The organism is Paenibacillus sp. SEL1 (assembly GCF_054602535.1).
Map to the genome: position 1 here is coordinate 5,338,600 of NZ_CM137723.1, position 26,190 is coordinate 5,364,789.

Annotated in this window: 26 protein-coding genes; 8 read left to right on the forward strand and 18 right to left on the reverse strand. The window is 47.0% G+C overall.

Annotated features, from left to right (window positions below; translation table 11 throughout):
* Nucleotides 1-156 precede the first annotated feature (156 nt).
* Nucleotides 157-1,773 (reverse strand): alkaline phosphatase, encoded by a 1,617-nt coding sequence (locus tag ACYCSE_RS24410; protein ID WP_459700385.1) that lies wholly within the window; start codon nt 1,771-1,773, stop codon nt 157-159.
* Nucleotides 1,774-2,012: 239 nt separating this feature from the next.
* Between ACYCSE_RS24410 and ACYCSE_RS24415 the strand changes: the two genes are divergently transcribed.
* The gene (locus ACYCSE_RS24415; protein ID WP_061831778.1) at nt 2,013-2,930 is read left to right on the forward strand and encodes a LysR family transcriptional regulator; all 918 of its coding nucleotides are present in this window, start codon (nt 2,013-2,015) and stop codon (nt 2,928-2,930) included.
* A gap of 339 nt (nt 2,931-3,269) precedes the next feature.
* Here the strand turns inward: ACYCSE_RS24415 and ACYCSE_RS24420 are convergent, their stop codons facing one another.
* The 3 genes from ACYCSE_RS24420 to ACYCSE_RS24430 all read right to left on the reverse strand — a co-directional run bounded on the left by ACYCSE_RS24420 (nt 3,270) and on the right by ACYCSE_RS24430 (nt 4,942).
* Nucleotides 3,270-3,410, reverse strand: coding sequence for a hypothetical protein (locus ACYCSE_RS24420; RefSeq protein WP_023989112.1), 141 nt, complete (start codon nt 3,408-3,410; stop codon nt 3,270-3,272).
* 274 nt (nt 3,411-3,684) lie between these two features.
* Complete coding sequence (locus tag ACYCSE_RS24425) at nt 3,685-4,101, reverse strand: helix-turn-helix domain-containing protein (protein ID WP_322159827.1); 417 nt, start codon at nt 4,099-4,101, stop codon at nt 3,685-3,687.
* 22 nt (nt 4,102-4,123) lie between these two features.
* Nucleotides 4,124-4,942, reverse strand: a complete 819-nt coding sequence (locus ACYCSE_RS24430; protein ID WP_069289797.1) for a carbon-nitrogen family hydrolase — start codon at nt 4,940-4,942, stop codon at nt 4,124-4,126.
* 176 nt (nt 4,943-5,118) lie between these two features.
* On the opposite strand from ACYCSE_RS24430, the gene ACYCSE_RS24435 reads away from it, so the two are divergent.
* The 7 genes from ACYCSE_RS24435 to ACYCSE_RS24465 all read left to right on the forward strand — a co-directional run bounded on the left by ACYCSE_RS24435 (nt 5,119) and on the right by ACYCSE_RS24465 (nt 12,497).
* Nucleotides 5,119-6,300, forward strand: coding sequence for a pyridoxal phosphate-dependent aminotransferase (locus tag ACYCSE_RS24435; protein ID WP_322171495.1), 1,182 nt, complete (start codon nt 5,119-5,121; stop codon nt 6,298-6,300).
* A 241-nt stretch (nt 6,301-6,541) separates the two neighbouring features.
* Complete coding sequence (gene proB / locus ACYCSE_RS24440; protein WP_069289799.1) at nt 6,542-7,747, forward strand: glutamate 5-kinase; 1,206 nt, start codon at nt 6,542-6,544, stop codon at nt 7,745-7,747.
* Nucleotides 7,748-7,759: 12 nt separating this feature from the next.
* Nucleotides 7,760-9,052 (forward strand): glutamate-5-semialdehyde dehydrogenase, encoded by a 1,293-nt coding sequence (locus ACYCSE_RS24445; RefSeq protein ID WP_459700389.1) that lies wholly within the window; start codon nt 7,760-7,762, stop codon nt 9,050-9,052.
* A gap of 39 nt (nt 9,053-9,091) precedes the next feature.
* Nucleotides 9,092-9,958, forward strand: a complete 867-nt coding sequence (gene proC / locus ACYCSE_RS24450) for a pyrroline-5-carboxylate reductase (RefSeq protein ID WP_028540660.1) — start codon at nt 9,092-9,094, stop codon at nt 9,956-9,958.
* On the forward strand, nt 9,955-11,166 hold the full coding sequence (locus ACYCSE_RS24455; protein ID WP_459700391.1) for a 2,3-diketo-5-methylthiopentyl-1-phosphate enolase: 1,212 nt from the start codon (nt 9,955-9,957) through the stop codon (nt 11,164-11,166). The genes proC and ACYCSE_RS24455 overlap by 4 nt, the downstream gene beginning before the upstream one ends.
* Complete coding sequence (locus tag ACYCSE_RS24460) at nt 11,163-11,840, forward strand: 2-hydroxy-3-keto-5-methylthiopentenyl-1-phosphate phosphatase (protein ID WP_459700393.1); 678 nt, start codon at nt 11,163-11,165, stop codon at nt 11,838-11,840. The genes ACYCSE_RS24455 and ACYCSE_RS24460 overlap by 4 nt, the downstream gene beginning before the upstream one ends.
* The gene (locus ACYCSE_RS24465; RefSeq protein WP_254325424.1) at nt 11,841-12,497 is read left to right on the forward strand and encodes a methylthioribulose 1-phosphate dehydratase; all 657 of its coding nucleotides are present in this window, start codon (nt 11,841-11,843) and stop codon (nt 12,495-12,497) included.
* 166 nt (nt 12,498-12,663) lie between these two features.
* Here the strand turns inward: ACYCSE_RS24465 and ACYCSE_RS24470 are convergent, their stop codons facing one another.
* The 14 genes from ACYCSE_RS24470 to ACYCSE_RS24535 all read right to left on the reverse strand — a co-directional run bounded on the left by ACYCSE_RS24470 (nt 12,664) and on the right by ACYCSE_RS24535 (nt 26,179).
* Entirely contained in the window at nt 12,664-13,275 is a 612-nt protein-coding gene (locus ACYCSE_RS24470) for a flavin reductase family protein (RefSeq protein ID WP_069289804.1), read from the reverse strand.
* A gap of 164 nt (nt 13,276-13,439) precedes the next feature.
* Nucleotides 13,440-14,222, reverse strand: a complete 783-nt coding sequence (locus ACYCSE_RS24475; protein WP_069289805.1) for a hypothetical protein — start codon at nt 14,220-14,222, stop codon at nt 13,440-13,442.
* Between the two features lies 1 nt (nt 14,223).
* Complete coding sequence (locus tag ACYCSE_RS24480; protein ID WP_459700397.1) at nt 14,224-15,492, reverse strand: multi-tm2 domain protein; 1,269 nt, start codon at nt 15,490-15,492, stop codon at nt 14,224-14,226.
* 95 nt (nt 15,493-15,587) lie between these two features.
* The gene (locus ACYCSE_RS24485) at nt 15,588-16,058 is read right to left on the reverse strand and encodes a hypothetical protein (RefSeq protein WP_459700399.1); all 471 of its coding nucleotides are present in this window, start codon (nt 16,056-16,058) and stop codon (nt 15,588-15,590) included.
* Entirely contained in the window at nt 16,055-16,675 is a 621-nt protein-coding gene (locus ACYCSE_RS24490) for an RNA polymerase sigma factor (RefSeq protein WP_155729679.1), read from the reverse strand. Before ACYCSE_RS24490 ends, ACYCSE_RS24485 begins: the two co-directional genes overlap by 4 nt.
* Before the next feature lie 70 nt (nt 16,676-16,745).
* The gene (locus tag ACYCSE_RS24495) at nt 16,746-17,474 is read right to left on the reverse strand and encodes a DnaD domain protein (RefSeq protein WP_446674709.1); all 729 of its coding nucleotides are present in this window, start codon (nt 17,472-17,474) and stop codon (nt 16,746-16,748) included.
* Between the two features lie 3 nt (nt 17,475-17,477).
* Nucleotides 17,478-18,773: an asparagine--tRNA ligase gene (gene asnS, locus ACYCSE_RS24500; RefSeq protein WP_459700401.1), complete on the reverse strand. Its 1,296-nt coding sequence runs from the start codon at nt 18,771-18,773 to the stop codon at nt 17,478-17,480.
* Between the two features lie 132 nt (nt 18,774-18,905).
* Complete coding sequence (locus ACYCSE_RS24505; protein ID WP_013310675.1) at nt 18,906-20,102, reverse strand: acetate/propionate family kinase; 1,197 nt, start codon at nt 20,100-20,102, stop codon at nt 18,906-18,908.
* Nucleotides 20,099-20,971, reverse strand: coding sequence for a 3-hydroxyacyl-CoA dehydrogenase family protein (locus tag ACYCSE_RS24510; RefSeq protein WP_069289809.1), 873 nt, complete (start codon nt 20,969-20,971; stop codon nt 20,099-20,101). The genes ACYCSE_RS24505 and ACYCSE_RS24510 overlap by 4 nt, the downstream gene beginning before the upstream one ends.
* A 136-nt stretch (nt 20,972-21,107) precedes the next feature.
* Entirely contained in the window at nt 21,108-22,610 is a 1,503-nt protein-coding gene (locus ACYCSE_RS24515) for an AAA family ATPase (RefSeq protein ID WP_459700404.1), read from the reverse strand.
* Complete coding sequence (locus tag ACYCSE_RS24520; RefSeq protein WP_061829183.1) at nt 22,603-23,136, reverse strand: hypothetical protein; 534 nt, start codon at nt 23,134-23,136, stop codon at nt 22,603-22,605. The genes ACYCSE_RS24515 and ACYCSE_RS24520 overlap by 8 nt, the downstream gene beginning before the upstream one ends.
* A 539-nt stretch (nt 23,137-23,675) precedes the next feature.
* Nucleotides 23,676-24,200 (reverse strand): cell wall elongation regulator TseB-like domain-containing protein, encoded by a 525-nt coding sequence (locus tag ACYCSE_RS24525; protein ID WP_440722632.1) that lies wholly within the window; start codon nt 24,198-24,200, stop codon nt 23,676-23,678.
* A 37-nt stretch (nt 24,201-24,237) separates the two neighbouring features.
* On the reverse strand, nt 24,238-25,539 hold the full coding sequence (locus ACYCSE_RS24530; RefSeq protein ID WP_069289812.1) for an amidohydrolase: 1,302 nt from the start codon (nt 25,537-25,539) through the stop codon (nt 24,238-24,240).
* Nucleotides 25,526-26,179 (reverse strand): redox-sensing transcriptional repressor Rex, encoded by a 654-nt coding sequence (locus ACYCSE_RS24535; protein ID WP_023989135.1) that lies wholly within the window; start codon nt 26,177-26,179, stop codon nt 25,526-25,528. The genes ACYCSE_RS24530 and ACYCSE_RS24535 overlap by 14 nt, the downstream gene beginning before the upstream one ends.
* Nucleotides 26,180-26,190: the final 11 nt, after the last annotated feature.

The following is a 26,190-nucleotide window of genomic DNA, read 5'->3' on the forward strand; positions in this document are numbered from 1 at the left end:
TCGGAGAGGTTGTAACGTGATTAGTTTCACAAAAAATCCCATCTTATAAAAACCGCCTCCAACTTCTGCCCCAAAAAATACACATTTATATCAACACACAAAAAAGCTGTCTCTTCCTCTAAAGGAAGAAACAGCCCTTGTCGATGGTTCTGCTTACTACTGAATCAAATCAATCGCCTGCTGGGGTACAAAATAATCAACGCCGTTAAATACAACTACACCGTTGAGCGTGGTATTTTTACCATTCAGCGTAGCTATATTTTTGTATACTGGAAGCTCCAGCTTGTTACTGCCTTGGGTCACTGTAATGACTTTCGTGTCCACAGTAAACTTGGCTCCTTTAGCTTCAAAAGCGGCTTTTGCAGGAACAAAAAGCTGCTTGCTGACCGTATCCAAATCCAGTCCAAGCACACGTGTCATATATTTATTGACATCTGTATTGTCGATTACACCGGTTGGACGGTCTCCGTTCGGCGCATACGTGTACAACACGACATCGCCTCCTGTATGTCCGCCTGTAGTCCAGCCAATATTCGCACGTTTGCTAATGATCGGTCCGACAGCATAGTTCATGCTGCCTTCTTTTGCATCTTTAATGGTTTTTACTTCTTCGTCTGTCAAATCGGTGATGCCAAAATATGTGGAAAGCACCTCTTTAATATTGCTGCGATCTGCATTCAGCTTGGCTTCCAAGCCTTCACCCGTCAGCTTCGCTTTTTTCAGCGGGTCTATAAAAGAAGCTAAAGGTGTTTTATCATAATTGCTAGTTGTATCGCTGCTACCAATCGTCAATCCACCATTTCCGTGGTCTGTCACTGCTACGACGACTGTATTTTGGTTTTGTTTGGCGTAATCCACAGCAACTTTCACTGCATCGTCAAATGAAAGCACGTCACTGATAATTCCGGTTGGATCATTTGCATGGGCGGCCCAATCCACTTTACTGCCTTCTACCATTAAGAAGAAGCCTTTATCGTTTTTGGACAACACATCAATTGCTTTCGATGTCATTTCCGCCAGACTAGGTTCCTTGGATGCATCGCGATCCAGGTTATACGCAAGGGCTTCGGGAGAAAAGCTGCCCCAGAGCTTGCTGGAGGTCGATTTTTTCAACCCTTCAGGTGTCGTGACAAAGTCATAACCCTGGTCTTTAATTTGGGCTACCAAATCTTGGCCATCTTTACGCCCTGCTGCCTCCAAAAACTTGCCGCCTCCACCTAACACTACGTCAACCCCGTTGTAGGCTTGCTGCATGCTGAGTGCATCATAATTTTTACGATCAGGATAATGGGCGGTAAAATCAGCTGGTGTCGCATGCATAATCTCGGAAGTCGCAATAATTCCGGTCGATTTTCCTGCCAGCTTGGAAGCCTCAAGAATGGAAGCTACAGGCTTTTTGGCGTCACCCGCTGCAATGGGTTGTTGTCCAGGCATTGTCGCTTCATCAGGAAGGACACCTACATACCCAGTATGAGATTTATGTCCTGTGGCAAAAGCAGTACCCGCTGGAGCAGAATCGGCAATTGGAGCATCCGCAGAATGCGTACGCACCATGCCGCTTGCCATGCTGTCTAACGTTAAGGAGGAGCCTTTGTACCATCTAGCCAGTGCAGTGGCGTCATTAGCCATACCGTCTGGAATCAAAATAATTACGTTTTTAATCGACGTGTCCTTTTCGACTGCCATCGCCGTCCCACCGCTTACGGCTAGCATCATAGTCGCTACGAGTGCAGCCACCGATTTTTTCGTATGTATCCCCCAACATTTTAGCATTCATTTTCCTCCCAGACACTTTTTTGTACAACCAGAACTAAGATTAATCACGTTTTATCAGGAGAATGTTAAATGAATTGCTTATCTGTATTAAAAGACTCTATTTGTATAAAAACGCTTCATCTATATAAAACTTGTGACACATGAGATTTGTTAAGATTGGGAATTTCATTTTATTATTGTATAATCAGTCTATGATGTAATAGGTAAAGCTTATAAGACAAGGGGCGCAAAATTCGATGGAATTCAGACAGCTTCAGTACACCCTGCAAATTGCAGCGGAAAAAAACTTCTCACGCGCAGCAGAAAAACTGCATATTGCTCAGCCCTCTTTGAGCCAACAATTATCCAAACTGGAAAAAGAACTTGGGGTACTTTTATTTCAACGCAACACCAGCACGGTGGAATTAACACATGCAGGAGCAAGCTTTGTAGAAAAGGCAAAAAAAATAGTCGATGCAGTCGAGCAGCTCCGGCAGGAAATGGACGACATTTCTCAACTGCGAAAAGGGAAGGTTGTGGTTGGCAGTATGCCTATCACAGGTTCTCATTTGCTGCCGCATGTGCTGCCTGTATTCAAGAAGGCTCATCCGGACATTGAAATCGTGTTAGTCGAGGATTCATCCATGAATCTAGAGAAAAAAACTGCCAGTGGGGATACAGATCTCAGCCTGCTATCTCTTCCATTAGTTGAACCTACACTTTCCTATGTGCCCATCGGTGAAGAGTGGATTGATCTTGCCGTTCCTCCAGGTCACCCCCTAGCCCTGCGTAAAAACGGAGGCCATTCGCAGCCTGTGCATATGGAAGAACTGAAAGATGAGCCTTTTGTCGTACTGAAAAAAGGGCAAGGCTTTCGCAAGCTGACGATGGATTTGTGTCATCAAGCGGGCTTTGAACCTAATGTGGTGTTTGAGAGCACTAATATGGAGACGCTCCAATCGCTCGTAGCGACAGGTATGGGAGTGACACTCGTCCCCCGTTTTATCGCCCGGGCCGCCAGCAGCGAGTTTGTTCCAGCATTATTGCCACTCGCCGAACCTACCCCTAGCCGTACCCTGGCCATTGCTTACCGAAACGGACGTTATTTGTCTAAAGCTGCCGAAGCCTTTATTGATACCTTCCGAGAAACGGTCGAGCAACTTTCTCAAAAGTAGCTTCGAATGTGAAAAGGACCGTCTTCCTCCCTAGCCAAAGCCAGAGAAGAAGGCGGTCCCGGGGCTTCACCCCTATACTTTCAATACTTCATTTACTTTACCGGTTCGATTACACTGTTGCGATGTTGCTTCCATCTGTCTTCAACGAACCACATTTCATGTTCATTTGAATTTCATGTCAGCCTCGCCTGATTACTTTACGCTTGCTCGGAAACTCCACTTTATCCATCCCGCATCACTTCTTTCCTTAAGGTCTCTAGCCTTGGTCTCCCAAGAGTGTCCTACCTCAGTTCCAATGTGCTGTGTGATCCCAAAGTGCCTGTCCTCGCCTTTTTGTGATCAGGGTCTCCCTAAATCTGGTGGACTTTTATCCTGATCATAGCCCATTTCATAATTGTTTCCGACAACCTGTCTATTTAAGCCTCTCGGCCGTGACAGGCCATCCCTATTCGCCAGTTCGGATCTACTTTGGTTATCCATCGTTATCAACCTCCTGGTGTCGGGATACTATTATAATACACCTATGGGCTGTATCTGAAACAGGTATCGGAAAACTTTTTTATTATCGAGAAGAACCAAATGCTTGCTGTACCTCACGCTTCACTCACTTGTGTTTTAAAGACTAATTTTGAAGGATCTTGAGGTGAATAAATGACCTCTATAATACTTCCCTGCTGCAGTTTGGATAGTTGGGAAGAAAAAACATCCTTTTGCGTGGTTACATTAAATGTATCGCCGTTGTTTTTCGTTACACTCAGCTTAAACTGAAGCTTAATTTTGTCTGATGTAAATATTCATAGGCCGTTGGGTCATTTAATTGCTGGTAATATACGGCCTTCATCAAATAAGTCGTCATTTCCACCACAAGCGAATCGTTGCGATCCTCCAGCTGATCCACATAGCTTTCCGTGGCAGGATTAGCCAGCTTGGACAGCTCTGTGAAAATCTTATCCGCTGTAGCCAGCGTCTCCTCATCCTCTGCCGCTGCACGCAAGAGGTAGGATGGGTTTACACCTAAACGCCCAGCAATTTGCTCGGCCAGATCCTCTGCCAACGGGTATCGGTCAGCCAGTATATTCGCAAAATGTGCGGGTGTCACCAGCCCGTCTACCAGCTCTTTACGGGACAAGTTTTTCTTTTTACACAAAAATTCAATGCGTTCCTTAAGCATGGAGTATTCCTTTCTACACTGATTATCGGTCATACAGTGAGGGACGCCGATCTTCAAACACCGGAATACGACCACGCACGTCCTGCACCAAGACAGACTCAATTGTTCCTGTGAGAATCTCCTCCTGCTCTCCACCCTCGGCAATGATTTCTCCCCACGGATCAATAATAAGCGAATGCCCGAAGAAATCAGTATCTCCGCTGCGACCTACCCGGTTACAAGCAATGACATACATTTGATTTTCTATAGCACGTGCGGTCAGCAAGGTACGCCAGTGATGAAGCCGGGGATGAGGCCATTCCGCGGGTACGATCAGCAAATTTGCGCCCGACAAGGCCAAACTTCGGGCTAGTTCAGGAAAACGGATATCATAGCAGATTGACGCACCTGCCTGAATACCGCCATCCAGTGCGAATAAAACCTTTTCTTCGCCAGGCTGCAAATATTTTTCTTCATCCATAAGTCGGAATAGATGAATTTTGGAATACGAAGCAACCTCTCTGCCTGTGCGGTCAAAAACGAGCATCGTATTATACACATGACCGTCGCTTTTTTTCTCTGCGATTGACCCAGCTACTACGTTCACTTGATGGGTGGCTGCGAACGCTGCTATCCATGCCCGAGTCTCCGTCCCTTCCTTATCCGCCAGCTCATGAATGCGATCCAAGGCATAGCCCGTATTCCACATTTCCGGCAGGACAATCAGATCCGGCTTTAGTTCGGTTTTCATCGCTTGTTCCATTAAAGCTCGGATATGACTGCGGTTTTCCGGGGGATTTCCTATCTCTATATGAGCTTGTATGAGTGCAACACTGAACGGCTGAGCTTCCTGATACGTCAAAATCCTTCATCCTCCTTGTGAGCCGGAGCTTCCCGCGACCCATTATCCGGTATTTTCCCCCATCATAGCCCGATCAGTCTGGATTACGCAACTATGCAAGCTTAATTCCTCCTATACAACTCGGTAAAATCGTGATAGATTATTTCTTAAACTATTCCAAAAGGTCGTGTGTATTGATGACTCATTTTTCTATTCCCTCCGCTGACGTCATGAAACAGTTACCTACTCAATTTTTTGCCACACTTGTACAAAATGTAAACCGTGAAATTGCGGCGGGACATGATGTCATTAATCTCGGACAAGGGAACCCGGACACCCCCACTCCTTCTCATATTGTAAAAGCTTTGCAGGAATCAGCGGATAACCCGCTGTATCATAAATATTCGCCATTTCGCGGTTACAGCTTTCTCAAGGAAGCCGTTGCCCAGCGCTATCAGGAGGATTACGGTGTGACGCTCAACCCTGAAACCGAGGTCGCCATCCTGTTTGGCGGAAAAACGGGTTTGGTTCAGCTGCCGCAAGTCTTACTCAATCCCGGCGATGTGTGTCTCGTCCCTGATCCCGGCTACCCGGACTACTGGTCTGGCGTAGCCTTGGCTAAAGCGGAAATGTCTTTTCTCCCATTAAAGGAGGAGAACCGTTTTCTGCCCGATTATGAAGCCATTTCCGAGGAAGAACGCCGCCGCGCCAAGTTAATGTTCCTTAACTATCCGAATAATCCAACCTCGGCAACGGCCCCACTTTCTTTTTACGAGGATACGGTTGAATTCGCGCAACGTAACGGTATTGTGGTTGCCAGTGATTTCGCCTATGGCGCTATTGGATTTGATGGCGAACGTCCGGTGAGCTTCCTCCAGGCAGAGGGTGCTAAAGACGTGGGAATTGAGTTCTATACCTTGTCCAAAACGTACAATATGGCGGGCTGGCGTGTTGGTTTCGCGCTCGGTAATGCCGAAATCATCTCGATGATTAATCTGTTACAGGATCATATTTATGTAAGCTTGTTTGGCGGCATTCAGGCAGCAGCGGCGACAGCCCTGACGGCCTCGCAGATCTGCGTAGGCGAGCTGGTAGCCCGCTATGAATCACGCCGTAACGCTTTTTATGATGCACTTGGGCAAATAGGCTGGAAGGCGACGCGCCCAAGCGGCTCCTTTTTCAGTTGGCTGCCTGTGCCGCAGGGCTATACTTCGGCTTCTTTTGCCGATCTGCTGTTGCGGGAAGCCAAGGTGGCTGTCGCTCCAGGGATCGGCTTCGGGAGCGGCGGCGAAGGATATGTGCGAGCGGGGCTACTGAGCTCAGAAACTCGACTGACCGAGGCGGCTGATCGAATTGGCAAGCTAAACCTGTTTGGTTAAGCCGTATTTTCCAGCTACAACTTCTTTGCCAAACCTGGTCTTTTCGTGGTATTCTGTATCCAATATCATTTAGCGCGTTGAAGGGACTATTAAGAGAGACTCGGTCCTGTTCAGAGAGTAAATTCCGATAGGCTGCAAGAATTTACCTGGACTCTCTCCCAACTCCTATCCCCGAGCGCCCTGCGCAATCAGGCGGTCCCTGCCGTTAACAGGTTTCAAGTGGGATGATCATGAATCATCAATGAAGGTGGTACCGCGGAAGCACAAACTTTCGTCCTTTGCATACAAAGGATGGAAGTTTTTTTGCATTAAAAAGAGTAAAATTAAGGAAGTGGACGTCTTGTCAACACGAATCGTCATTAAAATCGGAAGCAGCTCTCTGACTGGAGTGGAAGGTGGCTTGAATCGGGAAGCCATCGCATATTTTGCCCGGGAAATCAGCTTGCTTCGTGCAAAAGGTCATGAAGTGCTGCTGGTTACATCAGGCGCAGTAGCCGCCGGATTCAGGGAGATTGGATACCCGTTTCGCCCTAAGCTATTGCATGAAAAGCAGGCGGCAGCGGCTGTTGGCCAAGCTCTTCTCATGCAGGCCTATGAGCAGGCTTTTAAAGATTTTGACCTAGTGATCGCGCAGGTTCTGCTAACCCGTAGTGACTTTTTGAGCCGCAAACGGATGAATAATGCCGGAATGACCGTAGAAGAATTGCTGCGCCAGCAGGTTATCCCGATCTTTAACGAAAATGATACTGTATCGATTGACGAATTGAAATTCGGCGATAACGATATGCTGTCCGCGCTGGTTGCCAATCTGGTCAAAGCTCAGCATCTGATTATCATTACGGACACCGATGGAGTATATACGGCAGATCCGCGCAAGCATCCGAATGCCGTACGTTTTGAACGTATCGAAGAAATTACAGAGGAGATTTATGCATTAGCTGGAGGTTCTGGATCATCTGTAGGTACTGGCGGCATGCGATCCAAGATCGAAGCTGCCAAAGTCGCTACACGCGGCGGTGTACCTGTATATGTGGGACGCGTAAGCGCGAATGGTGATCTAGACGCAGCCGTCGAAGGACACGGACCGGGAACTTATTTTGACACCCACCTCTCTTCACTTCCGATGAAAAAACAGTGGCTTGGATTTATGTCCACCCCTCTGGGTGCGGTGCATGTAGATGAAGGGGCTGAGGAAGCGTTGGTTCACGGAGGACACAGTCTACTTCCGGTTGGCGTACGACGTGTCGAGGGCAGCTTTCATGCCGGAGATGTCGTTGAGGTGCTCGGACCGGAAAATAAAGTGTTAGGACGCGGCATCGTCAATTATGACGATGAACAGCTCCGAAATGTACAAGGATTACCCAGCGGCGAGGTTGTGGGCAAAATTGGTCCCATTCACCGGCTTGAGGTGATCCACAGGGATGAATGGATTACATTATGTATGTAGGGAGGCCGTAACATGAGTGATTTAACGACTAACACAGCTGCAACCGAGGAGAATCAGTTTAGCGAAGTACGAACCAAAGCGAATCTTGCTAAAAAAAGTGCCGGGGTCATGAACCGCCTGACTACAGCACAGAAAAACAAAGCATTGCTTGCTATGGCTGAAGCTCTAGTAAATCATACTGAAGAGCTGATTGCAGCAAACCATAATGACCTGAAACGTGGACGGGAACAGGGAACATCGGAATCACTGCTCGACCGCCTCAAGCTGACCGAGGACCGAATCGGAGCTATTGCCGAAGGATTACGCCAAATTGTGGCACTGCCTGACCCGGTCGGCGACACCCTTGAGCAAATTGAACGTCCAAACGGCCTGCGAATTGAGAAGATACGTGTACCGCTGGGTGTCATCGGCATCATATATGAAGCGCGTCCAAATGTAACCGTGGATGCCGCGGGCCTGTGCTTGAAAACAGGCAATCCGGTTGTGCTACGCGGTGGTTCGGCCGCCCTCTTCTCCAACCGCAAGATTATCGAAGTACTCCAGCAGGCACTAGACGCAACAGCTGTGCCACGCGAGGCGCTTCAACTTATTGAAGATTCAGACCGTGCCTCGGTCAACGAAATGCTCACCTTGAACGGCTTGCTGGATGTGATTATTCCACGCGGCGGGCGTTCACTCATTCAAAATGTTGTTCAGAACGCTACCGTACCTGTCATCGAAACCGGAGCTGGTGTATGCCATACCTTTTTGGACGCTACAGCGGATACCGCAATGGCCGAAGCGATTACACTGAATGCCAAGGTACAAAGACCGTCCGTGTGTAACTCGATGGAAACATTGCTCGTACACTCGGATTATGCAAAAGCACATTTAACAGGATTGGCAGAACGCTTTCGTGATGCGGGGGTTGAGCTACGCGGCTGTGCACGCACACGAGAATTGGCTCCTTGGGCTGTTCCTGCTACAGAAGAGGATTACGGCACCGAGTATAATGATTACATTATGAACGTAAAGGTCGTGGACAATCTGGACGAAGTACTGGAGCATATTGCCCGTTACGGTACGATGCATTCAGAGTGTATTGTCACCGAGGACAAAGCCCATGTCGAGCGTTTTCTGCAAGAAGTGGACGCGGCAGCCGTGTACCACAATGCATCCACTCGCTTCACGGATGGCTTCGAATTTGGGTTTGGTGCCGAGATCGGAATCAGCACACAAAAATTACATGCCCGCGGTCCAATGGGATTGCCTGCCTTGACTTCAACCAAATATCGCGTGTACGGTACTGGACAAATCAGGGAATAATAACTTAAAACAATCTGTATCCTTGGAGGTTATGAATCTATGTGTGAATCACAAACAAAGGTTTTAATTAATGAGCAAATTACATTTTTCGGGGCAGGATCAATGGCAGAGGCTATTATTCGCGGAATGACGGCTCGTTCTGTTGTCAAACCTAGTGGTATTACCGTCATCAACCGCAGTAATCAGGCTCGTCTTGAGGAACTTCAAAAGCAATATGGAGTCTTGTTCCAAACCGAGGATGCCGCCAAAACCGAGCTTCTGCGTCGTTCTCCGGTCATTGTGCTTGCCATGAAGCCCAAGGATGCTGCACAAGCACTTGGACAGCTCGGCCCACTTCTGTCTGATGAGCAGCTGATCATTTCGGTAATCGCCGGATTGTCTATTCGTACGATGCAAACGTTGCTGGGTCGCAAGCAGCCGATCGCACGGACGATGCCCAATACATCCAGCTCAATTGGGCTGGGAGCCACAGGTATTAGCTTTTCCAAGGAGATCAGCGAAAACCAGCGTAAAAACGTGCTTACAATGTTCGAATCTGTAGGTACGGTAACGGTTATAGAAGAAGAGAAAATGGATGTTTTGACCGGGATATCTGGAAGCGGCCCTGCGTATGTCTACTACCTGATGGAAGCCATGATTGCCGGAGGAATCCGTGGTGGCTTGACCCCTGAGCAAGCGCACGAACTAACGGTGCAAACCGCGCTTGGAGCGGCACGTATGGTGCAGCAAACCGGAGAGGAGCCTTCTGCCCTTCGCCACAAAATTATGTCCCCTAATGGCTCTACGGTAGCTGCATTGGAAATGCTGGACAAAGGTGACTTCTACGAAACGGTGATTGCGGCGGTGCAGCGGTGCGCTGAACGATCCCGCGAGATGGGAGCTGTACTCAAGGAGGGAATTGAATGAGCTATTGCTTGGCGACCTACCGGGTATACGATGACAAAGCCGATTTTAACCAAAAGGCCAAATCTATTGCCATCGGCATGACGGTGGGCAGCTGGACTGAGCTCCCGCAAGCCAAACGGGACGCGATGCAAAAGCATCTTGGCTCGGTTCATTCTGTGGATATTCACGATGGAGGTCCCGGTGAACGGTACGCGGACCTGACCATTGCTTACCCGGATGTCAACTTCAGCCGAGACATTCCCGCTCTGCTGGTCACGGTCTTCGGCAAAATTTCGATGGACGGCCGAATTAAGTTAACGAAGCTGGGTTTCTCGGAAGCATTCCGCTCTGCTTTTCCAGGACCGAAATTCGGTATCAGCGGCTTGCGCCAACAGCTTGGCGTGTATGATCGCCCCCTGCTCATGAGCATTTTCAAATCTATAATTGGCCTCAATTTGGACGAACTTCGTGAACAGTTTACCCGGCAGGCTCTCGGTGGTGTTGATCTGATCAAGGACGACGAGATCTTATTTGAAAACGCGCTGACGCCGATTGAAAAACGTGTCGAAGCCTGCATCAAAGCCGCCGAAGCGGCTGAGCGTGAAACCGGTAAAAAGCTGCTGTATGCCGCTAATTTAACTGGACCGACCTCGCAGCTTAAGACACAAGCTCTCAAGGCCATTGATGCGGGTGCCAACGCGTTACTGTTTAACGTGTTGGCCTACGGTTACGATGTGCTGCATGAACTTAGCAGCGATCCCGCCGTCTCGGTGCCGATTGCAGCCCATCCTTCGTTAGCGGGTGCTGTTTATCCATCGCCACATTATGGTATATCGGCGTCCGTCCTGCTCGGTCAGCTTATGCGGCTGGCTGGCGCTGACCTCGTCCTCTTCCCTTCTCCCTATGGCTCAGTGACGATGCCGCGTGACGAAAACATGGCAATCCGCGATGAGCTGATCAACCCTGATCTACCGCTGAAGGCCAGCATGCCTGTCCCTTCCGCAGGGATTCACCCGGGCCTCGTGCCGCTCATTGTACGTGACTTTGGTACCGACGTCGTGGTCAACGCTGGGGGCGGGATTCACGGTCATCCGCTGGGTACAGAAGCTGGTGGGCGCGCCTTTGTGCAGGCGATTGAAGCGGTACAAAAGAATGTCCCGCTGGCAGAATACGCCCGTACTCACCCCGAGCTGCAATCTGCGCTCAACACATGGGGAGGCGAACAATGAACATAGCAAAGAAGCCCGTCATTTTTTGCGATTTTGACGGGACAATTACGAACAGCGACAATATTGTCGCCATTATGAAGCATTTTCAGCCTACAGGCTGTGAGCCCATCATGCATCAGATCGTAAATGGGCATACATCCATTCGTGAAGGCGTAGGTGCGATGTTTGCCCTGATGCCTTCGGAGCAAAAGGACGAAATTATCTCATATGTACTTGGACAAGCTGGTATACGCGAGGGCTTTGCACGCTTTTTGGACTATGTACGAGAGCAGCAGATTCAATTTTTCGTCACCAGTGGCGGCATTGATTTTTTTATTGATCCACTGCTAAAACCCTTTGACATTCCACACGAACACGTCTATTGCAACGGAGCAGATTTTTCCGGGGAGCGCATCCAGATTACGTGGCCGCATCCATGTGAGAAACCGTGTACAAATGATTGTGGCATGTGTAAAACGACTGTGATTCGTCAATATCCTTCCGGACAATACGAACGGATTTTGATCGGCGACAGCCTGACCGATTTTGAAGGAGCTAAAATTGCCGATCTTGTGTACTCCCGTTCGCATCTGACTTTAAAGTGTCAAGAGCTTGGCGTACCACATGTACCCTTTGAAACATTTGATGACATTATCGAGGATTTAAAGCAAAAACAGGAGCAAGGGGTGCTGTAAATGAGTTTTAACTTGGCAGACATTTCATTGGAAGAAAAACGCCGCGCACTGGAAGAACTCGCTGATGTCAAAGAACTATTCGCATCTCGCAACTGGTTCCCAGGCACGAGCGGCAATTTGTCGATCCGAATCGGTGACTTTCATCCCGAACAATTTTATTTTGCAGTCACCGCTAGCGGCAAGGATAAAACCAAGCGTACTCCGGAAGATTTTCTGTTCGTAGACCAGTACGGAAAAGCGGCAGAAGCGACAAACCTCAAGCCAAGCGCAGAGACGCTTATTCATTGCGAAATTTACCGCCTGACAGGCTGCGGAGCCGTTTTTCATGTCCATACCGTGTTTAATAATCTGATTTCCGAATATTACGGTGAGCAAGGCGCTGTACCTATCCAAGGTATTGAGCTAATCAAGGCTTTTAACATTTGGGACGAAAATGCTGCGATTGATATTCCTGTGCTGCCTAATTACGCAGATATTGCCTCGATTGCCAAGCTGGTGCCCGGTGTGCTGAATGATCAGGTGCCTGGAATTTTATTGCGTAACCACGGCATTTATGCGTGGGGCCGTGATGTATTTGAGGCTAAAAAGCATTTGGAGGCGTTTGAATTTTTGTTTGAAACGACCTATCGCTCCCTGCTCCTGAAAACTTTGAAGTAAATAAACTCATAAATATCAAAGATGATTATCATTATTTGTAAAAGTGGTCATTGAATATCGAGAACGGAGCCTAAGCGATAGCACAGGAACGTTCTCTTTTTTATAATTAGGGTATTCTATTCTACTAGCCACATAAAATCTTAGGCATGCTGTAAAAAAACGCCCCCTATTGGGGACGCTCCAGCGTGAATTGCTCTCCTAGCTTCGCATAGTTGTTCCCAGCCAACCGACTTACTGGACGCAACTCCTTAGCAATCACATACGTATTTTGGTATGCTTCCTCGGACAAATGATACTGCACTACGCGTCCGATTAACAGATCACAGGCAGGTGAGTCCTCCTTGCCTCCCAACGGTATAACTTGTTCCAGAATACATTCCATGCGTATTTTCGCTTCTGCCACACCGGGAACTTCGATTTTTATACTTTTGACTGGGGTAAGGCCTGCCAGTGCAACCTCACTCTCCTGCGGCAACAGACGGGAAGCCGTCACATTCACCGCTCCTACATTGTCCTCGTCTGTGATATGTACGACAAATGCCTTATGCTCCATCGCATTACGTGCTGTATCTTTGGATACTCCATCGACACGTTGTACGGATACAGACAGCAGTGGCGGTTCAGAGGCTACGATGGAAAAATAACTGAACGGCGCACCATTCAGCACCCCTTCGCTGCTCAAAGTCGTTACAAAGGCTACCGGCCTTGGGATGATACTTCCGGTCAACAGCTTATAATTTTCACGCCCTGTAAGCGTATCAGGATTCAATGAAATCATTTTTCTCCCTCATTTCCGATCACAATCGCTATTCGACTGCACATCATCAAGTTTCGCCTGATAAGCAAATACACCATTAGCTAGCAACATGGATGACATCTCAGGCTTCCCTTTCAGTATCGCGTGAATGATACGAAATGTAAAGTTGAGCCCGGAAGATCTCCCTATTTTTCAATGATATTTCCTCGGCTATCGCGCACAGTAACCGTAATTCCCTCAGGTACAGCAATCGTAACATCAAGCTGCTGCTGAGTCTGCATAAAACGTGTCGGAATTTGACCCAGTAATACATACAATGTATCGCCGATTTGCTTGGTCTGGTATAAATCTTGTCCTTTTATTTCATCCTCTTTACCTGTGTATACATAACTTCCGAACACATGCACCTCCGGTGAGGTGGTTGCGTCAATTTTGACCGCATAAGGATCTTCTCCCTGTACAATCACCTTGGTCACTTCGGCAGGCAGTTTTTCATGCCAGTCTGGGAGAACCCTTGTTTCCTGAACCGAACTCATTATTTCTCTGACTTGCGGAGTGATCCCCAATGAACTGACCAAGGCAAATCCGATACAGCAAAAAACCAATACCGCCGTAATAAACATACTGAATAAATCATAACGAATGCGCTCACGCGTCCCTTTCCAAGCAGTATACATTAAAATTTCCAATCCCAGCAAAACAAAAACGACAGGCCACCAGGTTAACGCCTGGTCCAGAATGCCCGCTCCCCAAAACTTGGAGGCAAACGTTACGCCCCCCAGCAGGACAAGGAAAAGTCCCATTGACAGCCTTCCAACTTTCCACACCCCTGCCGGAGTGTTTGACGCTTTAGAGGAGCTATTTTTGTTAGATGATGTACCCAATATACCTGTGGCACCTCCTCCATCGCTATGAGGATGATGGACTCCCTTTAAGGGAGCCTCACTCTTTGAAAATTCAGTATCCATTCTATTGCTTCTCCTTTACTCGTTTAGATTTGGAATTCCCAATCATCATCCAAATACCACCGCCGATCAACAATAAGGATACGATAATCGTCCGTAGATACATGTCAACCAAATTATAAATCTCTCTGTTTGGAAACAGACGATCCAGAGTAGGAACTAGTACGTTGATTAAGATGTAATAGGCGCCCAGCAATAGTAACCCCAAGCCTACCCAGCGGTGATATTGTGCAAACATACCGATCACAGGTTTGTCGATCAGCGGCTCCCGTCCATAACGGCTTACTTGCTGCAATGCATCAAAAAAACTGTAAAACCAGACCACCGGAAGCAGAAATAAAAAGAGTGAAAGATGCAGCACGTCCAGTACATAGATGCCTCCTAAAAACAAAAGCATGAGTTGGAGTCCACGCTTTTGCAAACCTATATACATATGTCCGGCACCGGGAAATACCGATAAAATGGTAGCCAGCATTTTACTTCGGCGTCCCTCGATTCTTCCATGCTCCAGTTCCTCAAACAAAGTCCGGTCCTGAAGAATTTCTCCAGCTTGTTTGCGATGTACATGCTGCACCGCATCAAACATGCAATACAGCCAAATAATCGGCAACACGCCCGCAAAGGCCAAAAATCCGGATTCGTTAGTAATGCTAGTAATAAAGATAAGAATCGCACCAAAGCCAAAGAAGGACAGTAAAAAAGACAAACCACGCTGCATTAGCCCCAAATGAAGGTGTCCCAATCCAGGAATGAACGACAGCAAAATCGTAAAAAAGCGTTCATTCTCCGATCCTCTTTGAAAAGCAGGTGATCCTGCCAGACCATAGTGTCCTTGTTGATAATGGTTATTATAGCCCGGGCCATATCCCATTCCTGCTCCCGGTACATCCGTATCTGCGTGTGTTGCCCCCTCCGGTACCTCCCCAGTTAAACCAGCCTGTCCATAAGGTCCATTTTGCGAGTAAAAATCATATGGATTGGGCCCTGCATGAGGGGGGGATTGAGCAGCGACTACACGAGGATCATAACGCAACAAGCTAATCATGATATGCAGCATGCTGAGTCCCCAAAAAAGGGCGGCAACAAACATACCGAATAATAAAGGCGATTCGTCTCTTACTACGAATGCAAGAAATAATCCTCCTGCCAAACATCCGAAAAACAAAATGGTGTATACAAACACATTGGCTTTTCGTGTCCAGTAATAGTGTCCCACACCGGGAATGATGTTCAATAGAAATGCCAAGAGCTTGCTTCTTTCCGTATAAGGCATCGCTACACTTCCTTTCTATTTATGGGATTTTGATAAAGTTCCCAATTGAAGGTTGTTATTTTTGAGTTTTTTCATCTCAGCCTTTATCCGATGATTTAGGGCTTTAATTTATCGAGCCAGGTTGTTGTAGCTCGCATGACCTCTTCACTGTAAGAAACGCGTTCTTTTGGAGGAATCGGCTTTCCGTCTGTTTGCGGCATCATTTTGTCAAAGGCTCCACTGGACAACAAGATCAACGTTAGGCTTGCGGCGACAACATAATGAAACACAGGTTTTTCAAACCAGCGGCGTTTTTTGAACATAACTTGACTCGGTTCAGCTTCTATCTCAGGAAGAACGGCCATTACCTGATCTGTGAAGCGCTCCGTATCCATCCAGGCAGAATAATCTTTTAAAGTTGACTCCAGTTGCTCCACTGCAACAAGATATAACATCAGCGCCTGTTCGTCTTCCAGCAGTATCTTTTCCAGCCGGGCAGATTCTTCTATCGTGCAAGTTCCTGCAATGTAAGCATGCCAGTCATTCGATTTCCCTTCAATCCACGGTTTATCCTGTTGGTCAGTCATTGCCATTCCTCCTCCTTCCAGTGATTTCGAATCCATAGCCGCGCCCGATAGAGTCTCGACTCTACTGTTTTTAAAGCTACCTGTGTCTCTTCTGCAATTTGATCGTAAGTTTTGCCCTGCATATAATAGGCTTGAATAATATCCCGATGTTGCTGGGGCAACTGGGCAATTTTTTGCGATAGTTCTACAGTTTGCTCCTCGCGGATGAGACGGGCCAGCACATCCTCATCCCGGGAAGGGAGCTGTACAAGGGATTGTGCCACGTCTATAAGCTCTGCGGGTCGTCTGTCCTGTTTGCGCTTAATATCCAGCGCTTTGTGGAGCGCAATTCGGCTCAGCCACGTTTTAAATCCTTCGTTCCGGTACTGGGGGAGAGACTTGTACACCTGAACGAACGCCTCCTGCGCGGCATCTTCGGCTTCCTTGCTGTCATGCAGTACCGAATAGGCGATATGAAATACATGCTTGCTGTACAGCTCTACGATCTCACGGAACGCCTGCCGGTCACCGGACCGTATTCGTTCAATGATTCTCTCTATATCAATGACGCTCTCCCCCTTCCCAATACTATAGACGCCAGGAAATTTCCTTCCCCTGCATATTTCGAAAAAAAATATTTAAAAAAGGACACACCCTCCTGACGGAATGGTATGTCCTCTATCATTAAAGCCTATTTAGACCGATATATCAATTGCGTCCACCACCACGGAATCGCTGGGCGTATTCTTTGGCATCCTGTGCATTACGAACACGGTTTCGGCTCCACTCCAGCAAAATACGGTCTATATACCGGAAATGTACTTTCCCTGCAAATACCGCTTCCTTCAAAGCCAGCAAAATCAGCTCCTCGGGATACCGATCCTGATCCACCCAGCTGGTGATCGTCTCGTATTCCATCGGTGACAATGGGCGCCCGAATTCTTTCTCAAAAATCGTGAACAAATTTCGTTCTTCTGTAAGCGGGGATTCTGATATTCCATTCAGTAAATCCGGCTTTCCGGCAAACAAAATGTCATCTTCATCGTGCTGCTCATTACGCTCAGCGATCATACATTCTGCCAACTTACGGTACAGCCCCGTCAAATTGTAACGTTCGAATTGTACGGATGAGGTGCGGTCTTCCACGGAATCGATTCTCAAAAATCCTTCTTTCATGAGCTTACTGAAATAGAGTGCGATTTCGTTCGCAGTGCATCCGATACGTGACTGCAATTGTTCCCATGTCGGAAATTCATTACGTTCCGCTTGTTTAAAGGCAAGCAACTGCATCAGTAGCAGCATTTCACCATCCGTCAGCCGAAGTGTCCGATAATGCTTGAGCAGGGCGTAGGGAATCTGGACCATTCCGGCTTCCATAGCAAAGGCTACTCCCTCCGCCCATTCTGCCGCTGATGTCTTGTCGAATGATCCGGTCATCGGTTACGGATACAAACGATACAGCATACGTGGGAACGGAATCGTTTCACGTACATGATCGAGCCCACAAATCCATGCTACTGTACGCTCCAGGCCCAGTCCAAAGCCGGAATGCGGAACGGTACCATAGGTGCGTAGATCCATATACCATTGGTAGGCTTCACGAGCCAAGTTATGCTCGTTAAAACGTTCTTCCATCAATGCTGGATCATCAATCCGTTGGGAACCCCCGATAATTTCGCCGTAGCCTTCAGGAGCGATCATATCGGCACACAAAACAACCTCTGGACGGGTCGGGTCTGGTTTCATATAGAATGCCTTAATGTGAGTCGGCCAATGTGTAATGAACACAGGCATGTTATATCTTTCAGCAATCGCCGTTTCATGAGGAGCACCAAAGTCTTCTCCCCATGGGATATCGAAACCTTCACCTTGAAGGAAGGCAATCGCCTCATCATACGTAATACGTGGGAATTCGCCTTGAATTTGCTCCAACTTCGAAACATCGCGTCCGATTGTTTCAAGCTCCTTCGCACAATTTTTCAGAACAGATTGCACGATATGACTTACAAACTGCTCCTGAACGCGCAAGGATTCTTCATGATCCACAAAAGCCATCTCAGGCTCGATCATCCAGAACTCAATCAGGTGACGACGTGTTTTAGACTTTTCCGCACGGAAAGTTGGACCAAAGGAATATACTTTGCCCAGCGCCATTGCCGCGGCTTCCATATACAACTGCCCGCTTTGTGTCAAATACGCATCTTCATCAAAATATTTAATGTGGAACAATTCTGTTGTGCCTTCTGCAGAGGAAGGAGTCAAAATGGGTGGGTCCACCTTCGTAAAGCCGTTGCCGTTAAAGAATTCCTGTACCGCACGGATAATTTCCGCCCGTACGATCAGAACAGCACGTTGCTTGGCGGAACGCAGCCACAAGTGACGATGATCCATCAGGAAATCTACACCATGCTCTTTGGGTGTAATCGGGTAGTTTTCGGTCAAATGAATAATTTCAATGCCTGTAACCGTTAATTCAAAGCCCGATTGGCTACGCGGTTCTTCACGCACCACTCCAGTAACGTAAAGGGAGCTCTCTTGAGTCAAGGATTTGGCGTCATTCCAAATATCCTCCGACACTTCGCTTTTCACGATAACCCCTTGAATATACCCGCTACCATCGCGCAGTTGCAGGAACTGAATTTTACCACTAGATCGTTTATTGTTTACCCAAGCGCCGATTGTAACCGTTTCCCCTACATGGCGGCCCACTTGGGCAATCGTACTTTTATTCGTCATGACCGTCTCTCTCCTCTTAACCGAAAATCAAACAGCCCTTCCCCCTGGGTCAGGCTGTTTGCTCTCGCTGTTTGGTGCATGCGGAACTCAAACGTAAGTCCGCATGCATAAAGTTTATACTTTCGAACCGAACTACTGAACCAGACGGAACGTGTCACGGGCAATAACCAGTTCTTCGTTCGTTGGAATGATCAGTACTTCAACCTTTGAATTTGCAGTTGTAATCCGGCGAGGCTCGCCAGAACGAATAGCATTCAACGATTCATCCAGCTCGATACCGAGGAATGTCAATTGCTCCAACACTCTCTTACGCAGAACGATGGAGTTCTCGCCTACACCTGCTGTAAATGCAATTACGTCTACCCCGTTCATTGCGGCAGCATACGATCCAATGTATTTGCGCAGACGGTATTCATACATTTCGAATGCCAATGTAGAATTAGCTTCGCCTTTTTCCATACCTTCTGTGATTTCACGCATGTCACTGCTGATACCGGAAATAGCTAAAAGTCCACTATGCTTGTTCAGCATGGAATTGACTTCATTGACAGTCAATTCTTCTTTGTTCATGACATAAGGTACGATTGCTGGGTCCAAATCACCACTACGAGTACCCATCATAAGACCTTCCAGTGGAGTCATACCCATGGAAGTATCAACAGACAAACCGCCTTGAACTGCTGTTACACTACCACCATTACCGATATGACAAGTGATAATCTTCAGGTCTTCCAAAGGACGACCAAGGAATTTGGCGGCTTCCTTACTTACAAAATCATGGGAAGTGCCATGGGCACCGTAACGACGAACCTTATACTTATTGTACAACACTCTTGGAATGGCGTACATATAAGCTTTTTCAGGCATGGTTTGATGGAACGAGGTATCAAATACCACAACCTGCGGTACATCTGGCATATTCAATTCAGCCGCTTTAATCCCCATCATGGAAGCAGGGTTATGCAGTGGTGCCAGGTCAAACAAGCGGCGGATTTCACTCTTCGCTTCAGGCGTTACAACTGCAGACTGTTTGAAGATTTCGCCTCCATGAACCACACGGTGGCCCACAGCCTGAATTTCACTAGTACTGGAGATTACACCATGTTCAGCATCTGTGAGTGCGTTTAGCACTTTACGGATGGCTGTAGTATGTTCCAAAATTTCGCTAACTTCGGTGTATTCTTCTTTATTGGTTGGCTTATGCGTAAGAATGGAGGAATCCATACCGATGCGCTCTACCAATCCTTTTGCCAGAACGGACTCGTCCGTCATATCATACAATTGGTATTTCAGGGAAGAACTCCCTGCATTGATTACGAGAATTTTCATATCCGGTCACCATCCTTGTCGTACTTAAAGAAGCCTTCGCCCGATTTCACGCCCAGATTACCTGCACGCACCATTTTCTTCAGTACGATGGACGGACGATATTTCAATTCGCCGAATTCACGGAACATACGCTCCAGAGCAGCCAAAACGGAATCTAGACCAAAGCGGTCAGCCATTTCCAAAGGACCGCTTTGGAAGCTATAGCCGATTCGCATAGCGTCATCGATATCTTCAGCGGAAGCCACGCCCTCTTGAAGTACATGGGCCGCTTCGTTAATCAGCAGACAGATAATCCGGCTTGTTACGAATCCAGGAGATTCATAAATCATGACTCCTTTTTTCTCCACTATTTCTTCCACGAACATTTTAGTGTGTTCAAATGTATCGTCCGAAGTTTTCAAACCACGAATAATTTCTACAAGATCAATACGGGATACTGGATAAATAAAGTGCATACCAATAACACGCTCAGGATACTTGGTCGAGCTAGCAAGCTCGGTCAGGCTCAGCGTGGATGTATTACTTGCAAGAATAATATTGCTTGGACACACATAGTCTAGCTCTTGGAACACTGCTTTCTTCTCGTCCAGATTCTCTGTAATAGTCTCAATGACCATATCGCAGCTGCCGAGCTCCGCCAAATGGATTACTTTTTGAATACGGGATAAGATCAATTTTTTCTCAGCTTGAGTAATTGCCCACTTTTCCAGTTGTTTGTCCAGACTCGTTTCAATCATATTGTAGGCGTAGTCTAGTTTCTCTGGTGTCTGCTCTACCAGCAGCACATCGATTCCTTTGGACGCGAGCATTTCAGAAATCCCCTGTCCCATGGTGCCGCCGCCGATGACGCCGATTTTTTTAAATTGCATGATTCTTTACTCCACCCTTTCCTGGTCACTCTCATATATTGTATCCTTCTTTGTCGAAAAATACATGTTTATGTCCCAATAGATAATAATATCTTAGCACGGACTAAAAGTAAAAAAAAATAACCAGCATAAAAAATTATGCTGGTAATAAAGCATTTTCACTAAATTGACATCTAAATTGATCTCCAGACAGAGTTTCTTCCTTCATCAGGATGTCAAGTGAGTTGTCGAACACAGGACGATGCTTTTCCAGCAACTCCAAAGTTCGGGTATGCAGGTCAGCCATAATCTCGCCATTTTCCCGCATAAGTTCTTCTTTGGTTACCATTTCCATGTTAATAATGCCAAGTGAAGTCAAACCGGAAGTCATCATCGTATGGACGATATTCAGCGCCTGCTCAAAATCATTACTTGAGCCGGTACTGCGACCGCCATAGTACATTTCTTCCGCCGTAGCCCCTGCGAGTGAGATCATGATCTGCTCCTCCAGGAACTGCTTGGTGTATAAATAATGCTCTTGCTGTGGATTGTGGCGCACATAGCCAAGCGCTTTTCCACGTGGGCTAAGTGCTACCTGGCTTACGCTACCGGGACGAACAATTTCGGCCATAATAGCATGTCCTAGTTCATGAATCGCTACACGTTTTTTCTCTTCCAACGTCGATTCTCGGTCTGTCTTTTCACCCATCATTACTTTGTCAATTGCCATCGACAGATGCTTCTGCGCAATCATTTTGTGATCCTGTCTCATCGCATAGATTGCCGCTTCATTCATCACGCTCTCCAGCTGTGCGCCGGAAAACCCGTAAGATTCCTCAGCAATTTTGTCCAGATTCGCATCTTCCTGAATCGGTTTGTTTTTGGCATGAATTTTAAGAATATGAAGACGGCCCTTCTTGTCAGGCAAATCCACTTGAATATGACGGTCAAAACGCCCTGGACGCGTTAAAGCGCTGTCCAGCATTTCTTTACGGTTTGTTGCTGCAATGATCAAAATCCGCGGTGTATCTGCCGAATAAATGCCATCCATTTCTGTCAGCAACTGATTCAAAGTCTGATCATATTCTCGTTGCTGTCCACCCTCACGTTTACCACCAATTACGTCGATCTCGTCAATAAAAATAATCGCATTTTCCTTCTTTTCCTTGGCTGCACGAGTACGTGCCTCCCGAAACAACTCACGGACACGACCCGCGCCAACACCAACGTACATTTCAACAAATTCACTACCTGAGGCTGCAACAAATACAGAATTAGTATAGTGTGCGGCTGCTTTCGCCATCAGTGTTTTCCCTGTTCCCGGAGGACCTGTGAGCAGAACACCTTTTAATGGACGGATACCAAACTTGGAAATTTCATCATGTCGATTCAAAAAGTCCAGGGCCTCACGCAACTCCTGTTTAGCGCTTTCCTGCCCACCGATTTCCTCAAAAGTCAGCTTGTCCGGACCATTTTTTTTGCGTTTACGTTCTTGCCCAGCACCTACGGCCAAGCCGCCACGCGCATGCATGAGCATTAACAAGCCGCTGAGCATCACGCCAGCAACTAGAAGAGGGATAATATTCACCCCAATAAAAACGAGAAATATAATAGTCACCGGCACTATGCCGATTAATGTTTCCTTGATCCATCTAGGCATTAGGCCATACCCCCATTTGCTGAGATTGACGTGGCAAAACGATAAACTTGGTCGCTTTACCTTCGCTGAGTCGGATATAGACATTGTTCGAATCCATGTCGGTATCAGCTTTGATACCCGTCTTTTTCTTTTTCATCTGCTCAACTGTAGATGAAATTTGAGTATACTTTTTATTTTCCATCGCTTCGGCTACAGGAAACATAGCCTCAGACCACCATTGATTTAGTGCTGAATTGGAACGATCTTCAATATCCAGCTTAATGGTACGGCTGCCAATGATGGTTTGTCCTTTTTGCTTAACCACATCGACTAATCCGGCCACATCCGCCTGCGGTTTGAGATCTAGTTTCAATACAACCTGATCCTGTTTAATATCTATTTGAGCGCTTGTCACGCCTGGATATTGAGAAACCAGTTTTTCCAGAGGGCTTTGCATTGTAACCTGACGGTAAATGAACCATCCCCCAAATAGCAGCAAAGCTGCCAAAACTGCCGCCACAACGATAGGAACTGCACGCAATTTCAAACAACATCCTCCTCTCAAAATGTAAAACACAGAAGAAACGGGACGAATGTCAACAAACAACCAAATTGCATGATCTTACAGCGATCAGCAATTCTTTTTTCTATCATTTTTGTCTATCACTTATAAAATATAGTATATCATAACGTATATCTAATATCGAAGGCAATGTGTGGAGGAGTTGTGATGAGGCAAAATCTTTGGTTAAGGTGGAGGCGAGACGCTGAGCGTAGGATTTGATCTTACGATCGCTGTTGCCACCCGATTTTTCTCGATTATATTCTTACGGAGAAAATCCGGCGGCAAGGCGAACGCTCCGCTTCTCCAGATTCAAATCCTCCACTCCGTACTGTCCGCCATAAAGATGAATTTGCCCTAGGAGAGAAGATGGATAGGTAAAGATGCTTCACTGGTTTTCAGCCCATTATACGGCATAGCAAGACTAAAAGACGTAAATACGAATTTCATCGCATTTACGTCTTTTTCTTAAGCTTTCAATTATTTACTAGTCATTCATTCCACATCTGCTAATCCTCAACCAGCTAGTTATTGGGCAAAGTATATTTTACACCCGTCGCTACCCCATCTAAGAAACGATAAAAGCTGTAGTAATGATGACTTCCATCATCGTAAAACAACTGCCACACATATTCGCCATTGAACACACTCGGCTGAAGCCTTACAATTTTTACACCTGGAAGCTGCTGCTGAATTATTGCCGTCATTTTTTGCTCATCGACTCCATTCTTCAGCAGTTCGGTGTGAACACCGCTATTATCTGCGGCAGGTACGTTAGGTTGTCCTTCCACTTTTTGAAAAGGAACCCACACCATTATATTTTCATTCTGTGCATTTTTCCCTTGAACCACCCAATATACCTGATCCCACACAGACTTCCATGTTTGAGTCGTGCTAACTAGACCACCTGATTGCTTGGCCTTAATGATAGCGGCATTTTTCTCAGCCACCTGGTCTTGAGTAACATAGGAATAATACCAGAAAATGCTGACCAGGATCAGTATTACGGCCAAAATGGCGACCGCTATCCACTTTTTCTTATTTTTCAAACCCGTGCTTCCTCTCTAAGGGGATGTGACACCTGAATTAGCGCGACAGCAGCCCTTCAAAGGCGGCTTGTGCCTCATGTTTGATGCGTTCCTCGTCCATAGTCAGGCATTCGCCGTTTTTCACAACCTGACGACCGTCTACCCATACGTGAACCACGTCTTTGGCGCTTGCTGAGTATACCGCATGGGAAATAAGATCTGTACGCGGCAAGAAATGTGCCTGATTCAGATCCAGCGCGATAAAGTCAGCCTTGTTGCCTGCTGCCAACGCTCCTACTTCTTTTAAACCAATTGACTTTGCACCGTATTCTGTTGCCAGACGCAGCGCTTCACTCGCAGGAACTGCCGTAGGGTCACCAGATACACCCTTGTGAATAAGTGCTGCCAGACGCATTTCCTCGAACATATCCAGGTTATTATTACTGGCAGGACCATCCGTTCCGAGAGAAACGGTAACCCCTGCACGCAGCAATTCAGGCACTCTTGCCACACCACTTGCCAGCTTCAAGTTGCTACCTGGGTTGTGCGAAACCGCTACACCACGTTCAGCCAGTAAAGCTATTTCTTCGTCATTCAAATGAACGCCATGCGCAACAAGCGAAGGACGGGAGAAAAAGCCAAGCTTATCCAAGTGTGCAACTGGACGCAAACCGTAGTCACGTACGTTTTGCTCCACTTCGGCGATCGTCTCAGACATGTGCGTATGCAGCGGCAAATCCAGATCATGCGCAGCTTGTACGAATTTTTCAATAAACGCAGGTGGACAGGTGTATGGCGCATGCGGTGACATCATCGTTGTAATACGCCCGTCTGCTTTACCATGCCAGTTACGTGCAAAAGTCACGGCCTCAGCCAGCTTGATTCGCTGTTCTTCCTCCGAACATAGTCCAATTGCTCCACGCATCAGACTTGCACGAATACCTGACTCTTCAGCCACACGAGCCACCTCATCCATATGATCGTACATGTCCAGGAAGGTCGTTGTTCCACCTTTCAGCATTTCCAGCACAGACAACGACGTACCCCAGTACACGTCCGTAGATGTAAACTTGGCTTCCATAGGCCACATTTTTTCCTGAAGCCATACTTGAAGTGCCAAGTCATCTCCATGCCCACGCAGCAGAGACATCGCCGCATGACCATGAGTATTAATCAGACCAGGTAAAAACAAAAGCCCCTTACCATCGATCGCTTCCGTCTCTTCCTCACCCGAAGGCAAAGTCTCGCCAATGTAAGTAATGCGGCTATCTTCCACAATCATAAAACCATGGATTACCCCAGCTTCTGGTCCATTTACGGCAAAAGAGCCGTTTTTAATCATCCATTTATTCACTGTCATATTGTGTTTCTTCCTTTCCGTCCTCCAAATAATAAGCGAGGCTAAGCAAATCAGTTGTAAAGTCTGTGGCATGAATCCGAATGTTGGCCGGTGCCTTGAGAGTAGTCGGTGCAAAGTTCAGGATCGCTCCAATTCCGCTCTCAATAAGCCTGTCAGCCACGTGCTGTGCTTCAAAATCAGGTACGGTAATAATCCCGATTCGAATGTTTTTTTCTCTCACAGTCGCTTCCAGTTCATCCATCGGTTGCACGACCAATGTATTGATCTTGGTCCCTACCTTATCCGGAAACGCATCAAATACCGCTACAATCTTCATATTGTCTTTTAAATAAGCGTTATAATTCGAAAGGGCTTGCCCCAGATTACCCGCTCCGACCAATACTACATTAATTTGCTGATCGATTTTCAGGATATGGCGTATTTTCTCAATTAGATAAGAAACATCATAACCGATACCCTTCCGACCAAAATCTCCAAAATAGGCGAGATCCTTACGGATTTGGGCCGGGTTCAAATCTAGCCTCTGTCCCAACTCTTGAGAAGAGACCGTAGCCACCTCCCGTTTGTGAAGTGCATTCAGATAACGTAAATATACGGGTAACCTCCGTACGACAGCCTCTGAAATTTTATCTGATTTCATACTTGCTCCCC

Coding starts and splice junctions, on each gene's coding strand:
- ACYCSE_RS24410 (WP_459700385.1), bottom strand. CDS start 1,773: ATGCTAAAATGTTGGGGGATACATACGAAAAAATCGGTGGCTGCACTC.
- ACYCSE_RS24415 (WP_061831778.1), top strand. CDS start 2,013: ATGGAATTCAGACAGCTTCAGTACACCCTGCAAATTGCAGCGGAAAAA.
- ACYCSE_RS24420 (WP_023989112.1), bottom strand. CDS start 3,410: ATGGATAACCAAAGTAGATCCGAACTGGCGAATAGGGATGGCCTGTCA.
- ACYCSE_RS24425 (WP_322159827.1), bottom strand. CDS start 4,101: ATGCTTAAGGAACGCATTGAATTTTTGTGTAAAAAGAAAAACTTGTCC.
- ACYCSE_RS24435 (WP_322171495.1), top strand. CDS start 5,119: ATGACTCATTTTTCTATTCCCTCCGCTGACGTCATGAAACAGTTACCT.
- proB (WP_069289799.1), top strand. CDS start 6,542: ATGAAGGTGGTACCGCGGAAGCACAAACTTTCGTCCTTTGCATACAAA.
- ACYCSE_RS24445 (WP_459700389.1), top strand. CDS start 7,760: ATGAGTGATTTAACGACTAACACAGCTGCAACCGAGGAGAATCAGTTT.
- proC (WP_028540660.1), top strand. CDS start 9,092: ATGTGTGAATCACAAACAAAGGTTTTAATTAATGAGCAAATTACATTT.
- ACYCSE_RS24455 (WP_459700391.1), top strand. CDS start 9,955: ATGAGCTATTGCTTGGCGACCTACCGGGTATACGATGACAAAGCCGAT.
- ACYCSE_RS24460 (WP_459700393.1), top strand. CDS start 11,163: ATGAACATAGCAAAGAAGCCCGTCATTTTTTGCGATTTTGACGGGACA.
- ACYCSE_RS24465 (WP_254325424.1), top strand. CDS start 11,841: ATGAGTTTTAACTTGGCAGACATTTCATTGGAAGAAAAACGCCGCGCA.
- ACYCSE_RS24470 (WP_069289804.1), bottom strand. CDS start 13,275: ATGATTTCATTGAATCCTGATACGCTTACAGGGCGTGAAAATTATAAG.
- ACYCSE_RS24475 (WP_069289805.1), bottom strand. CDS start 14,222: ATGGATACTGAATTTTCAAAGAGTGAGGCTCCCTTAAAGGGAGTCCAT.
- ACYCSE_RS24480 (WP_459700397.1), bottom strand. CDS start 15,492: ATGCCTTATACGGAAAGAAGCAAGCTCTTGGCATTTCTATTGAACATC.
- ACYCSE_RS24485 (WP_459700399.1), bottom strand. CDS start 16,058: ATGACTGACCAACAGGATAAACCGTGGATTGAAGGGAAATCGAATGAC.
- ACYCSE_RS24495 (WP_446674709.1), bottom strand. CDS start 17,474: ATGACCGGATCATTCGACAAGACATCAGCGGCAGAATGGGCGGAGGGA.
- asnS (WP_459700401.1), bottom strand. CDS start 18,773: ATGACGAATAAAAGTACGATTGCCCAAGTGGGCCGCCATGTAGGGGAA.
- ACYCSE_RS24505 (WP_013310675.1), bottom strand. CDS start 20,102: ATGAAAATTCTCGTAATCAATGCAGGGAGTTCTTCCCTGAAATACCAA.
- ACYCSE_RS24510 (WP_069289809.1), bottom strand. CDS start 20,971: ATGCAATTTAAAAAAATCGGCGTCATCGGCGGCGGCACCATGGGACAG.
- ACYCSE_RS24515 (WP_459700404.1), bottom strand. CDS start 22,610: ATGCCTAGATGGATCAAGGAAACATTAATCGGCATAGTGCCGGTGACT.
- ACYCSE_RS24530 (WP_069289812.1), bottom strand. CDS start 25,539: ATGACAGTGAATAAATGGATGATTAAAAACGGCTCTTTTGCCGTAAAT.
- ACYCSE_RS24535 (WP_023989135.1), bottom strand. CDS start 26,179: ATGAAATCAGATAAAATTTCAGAGGCTGTCGTACGGAGGTTACCCGTA.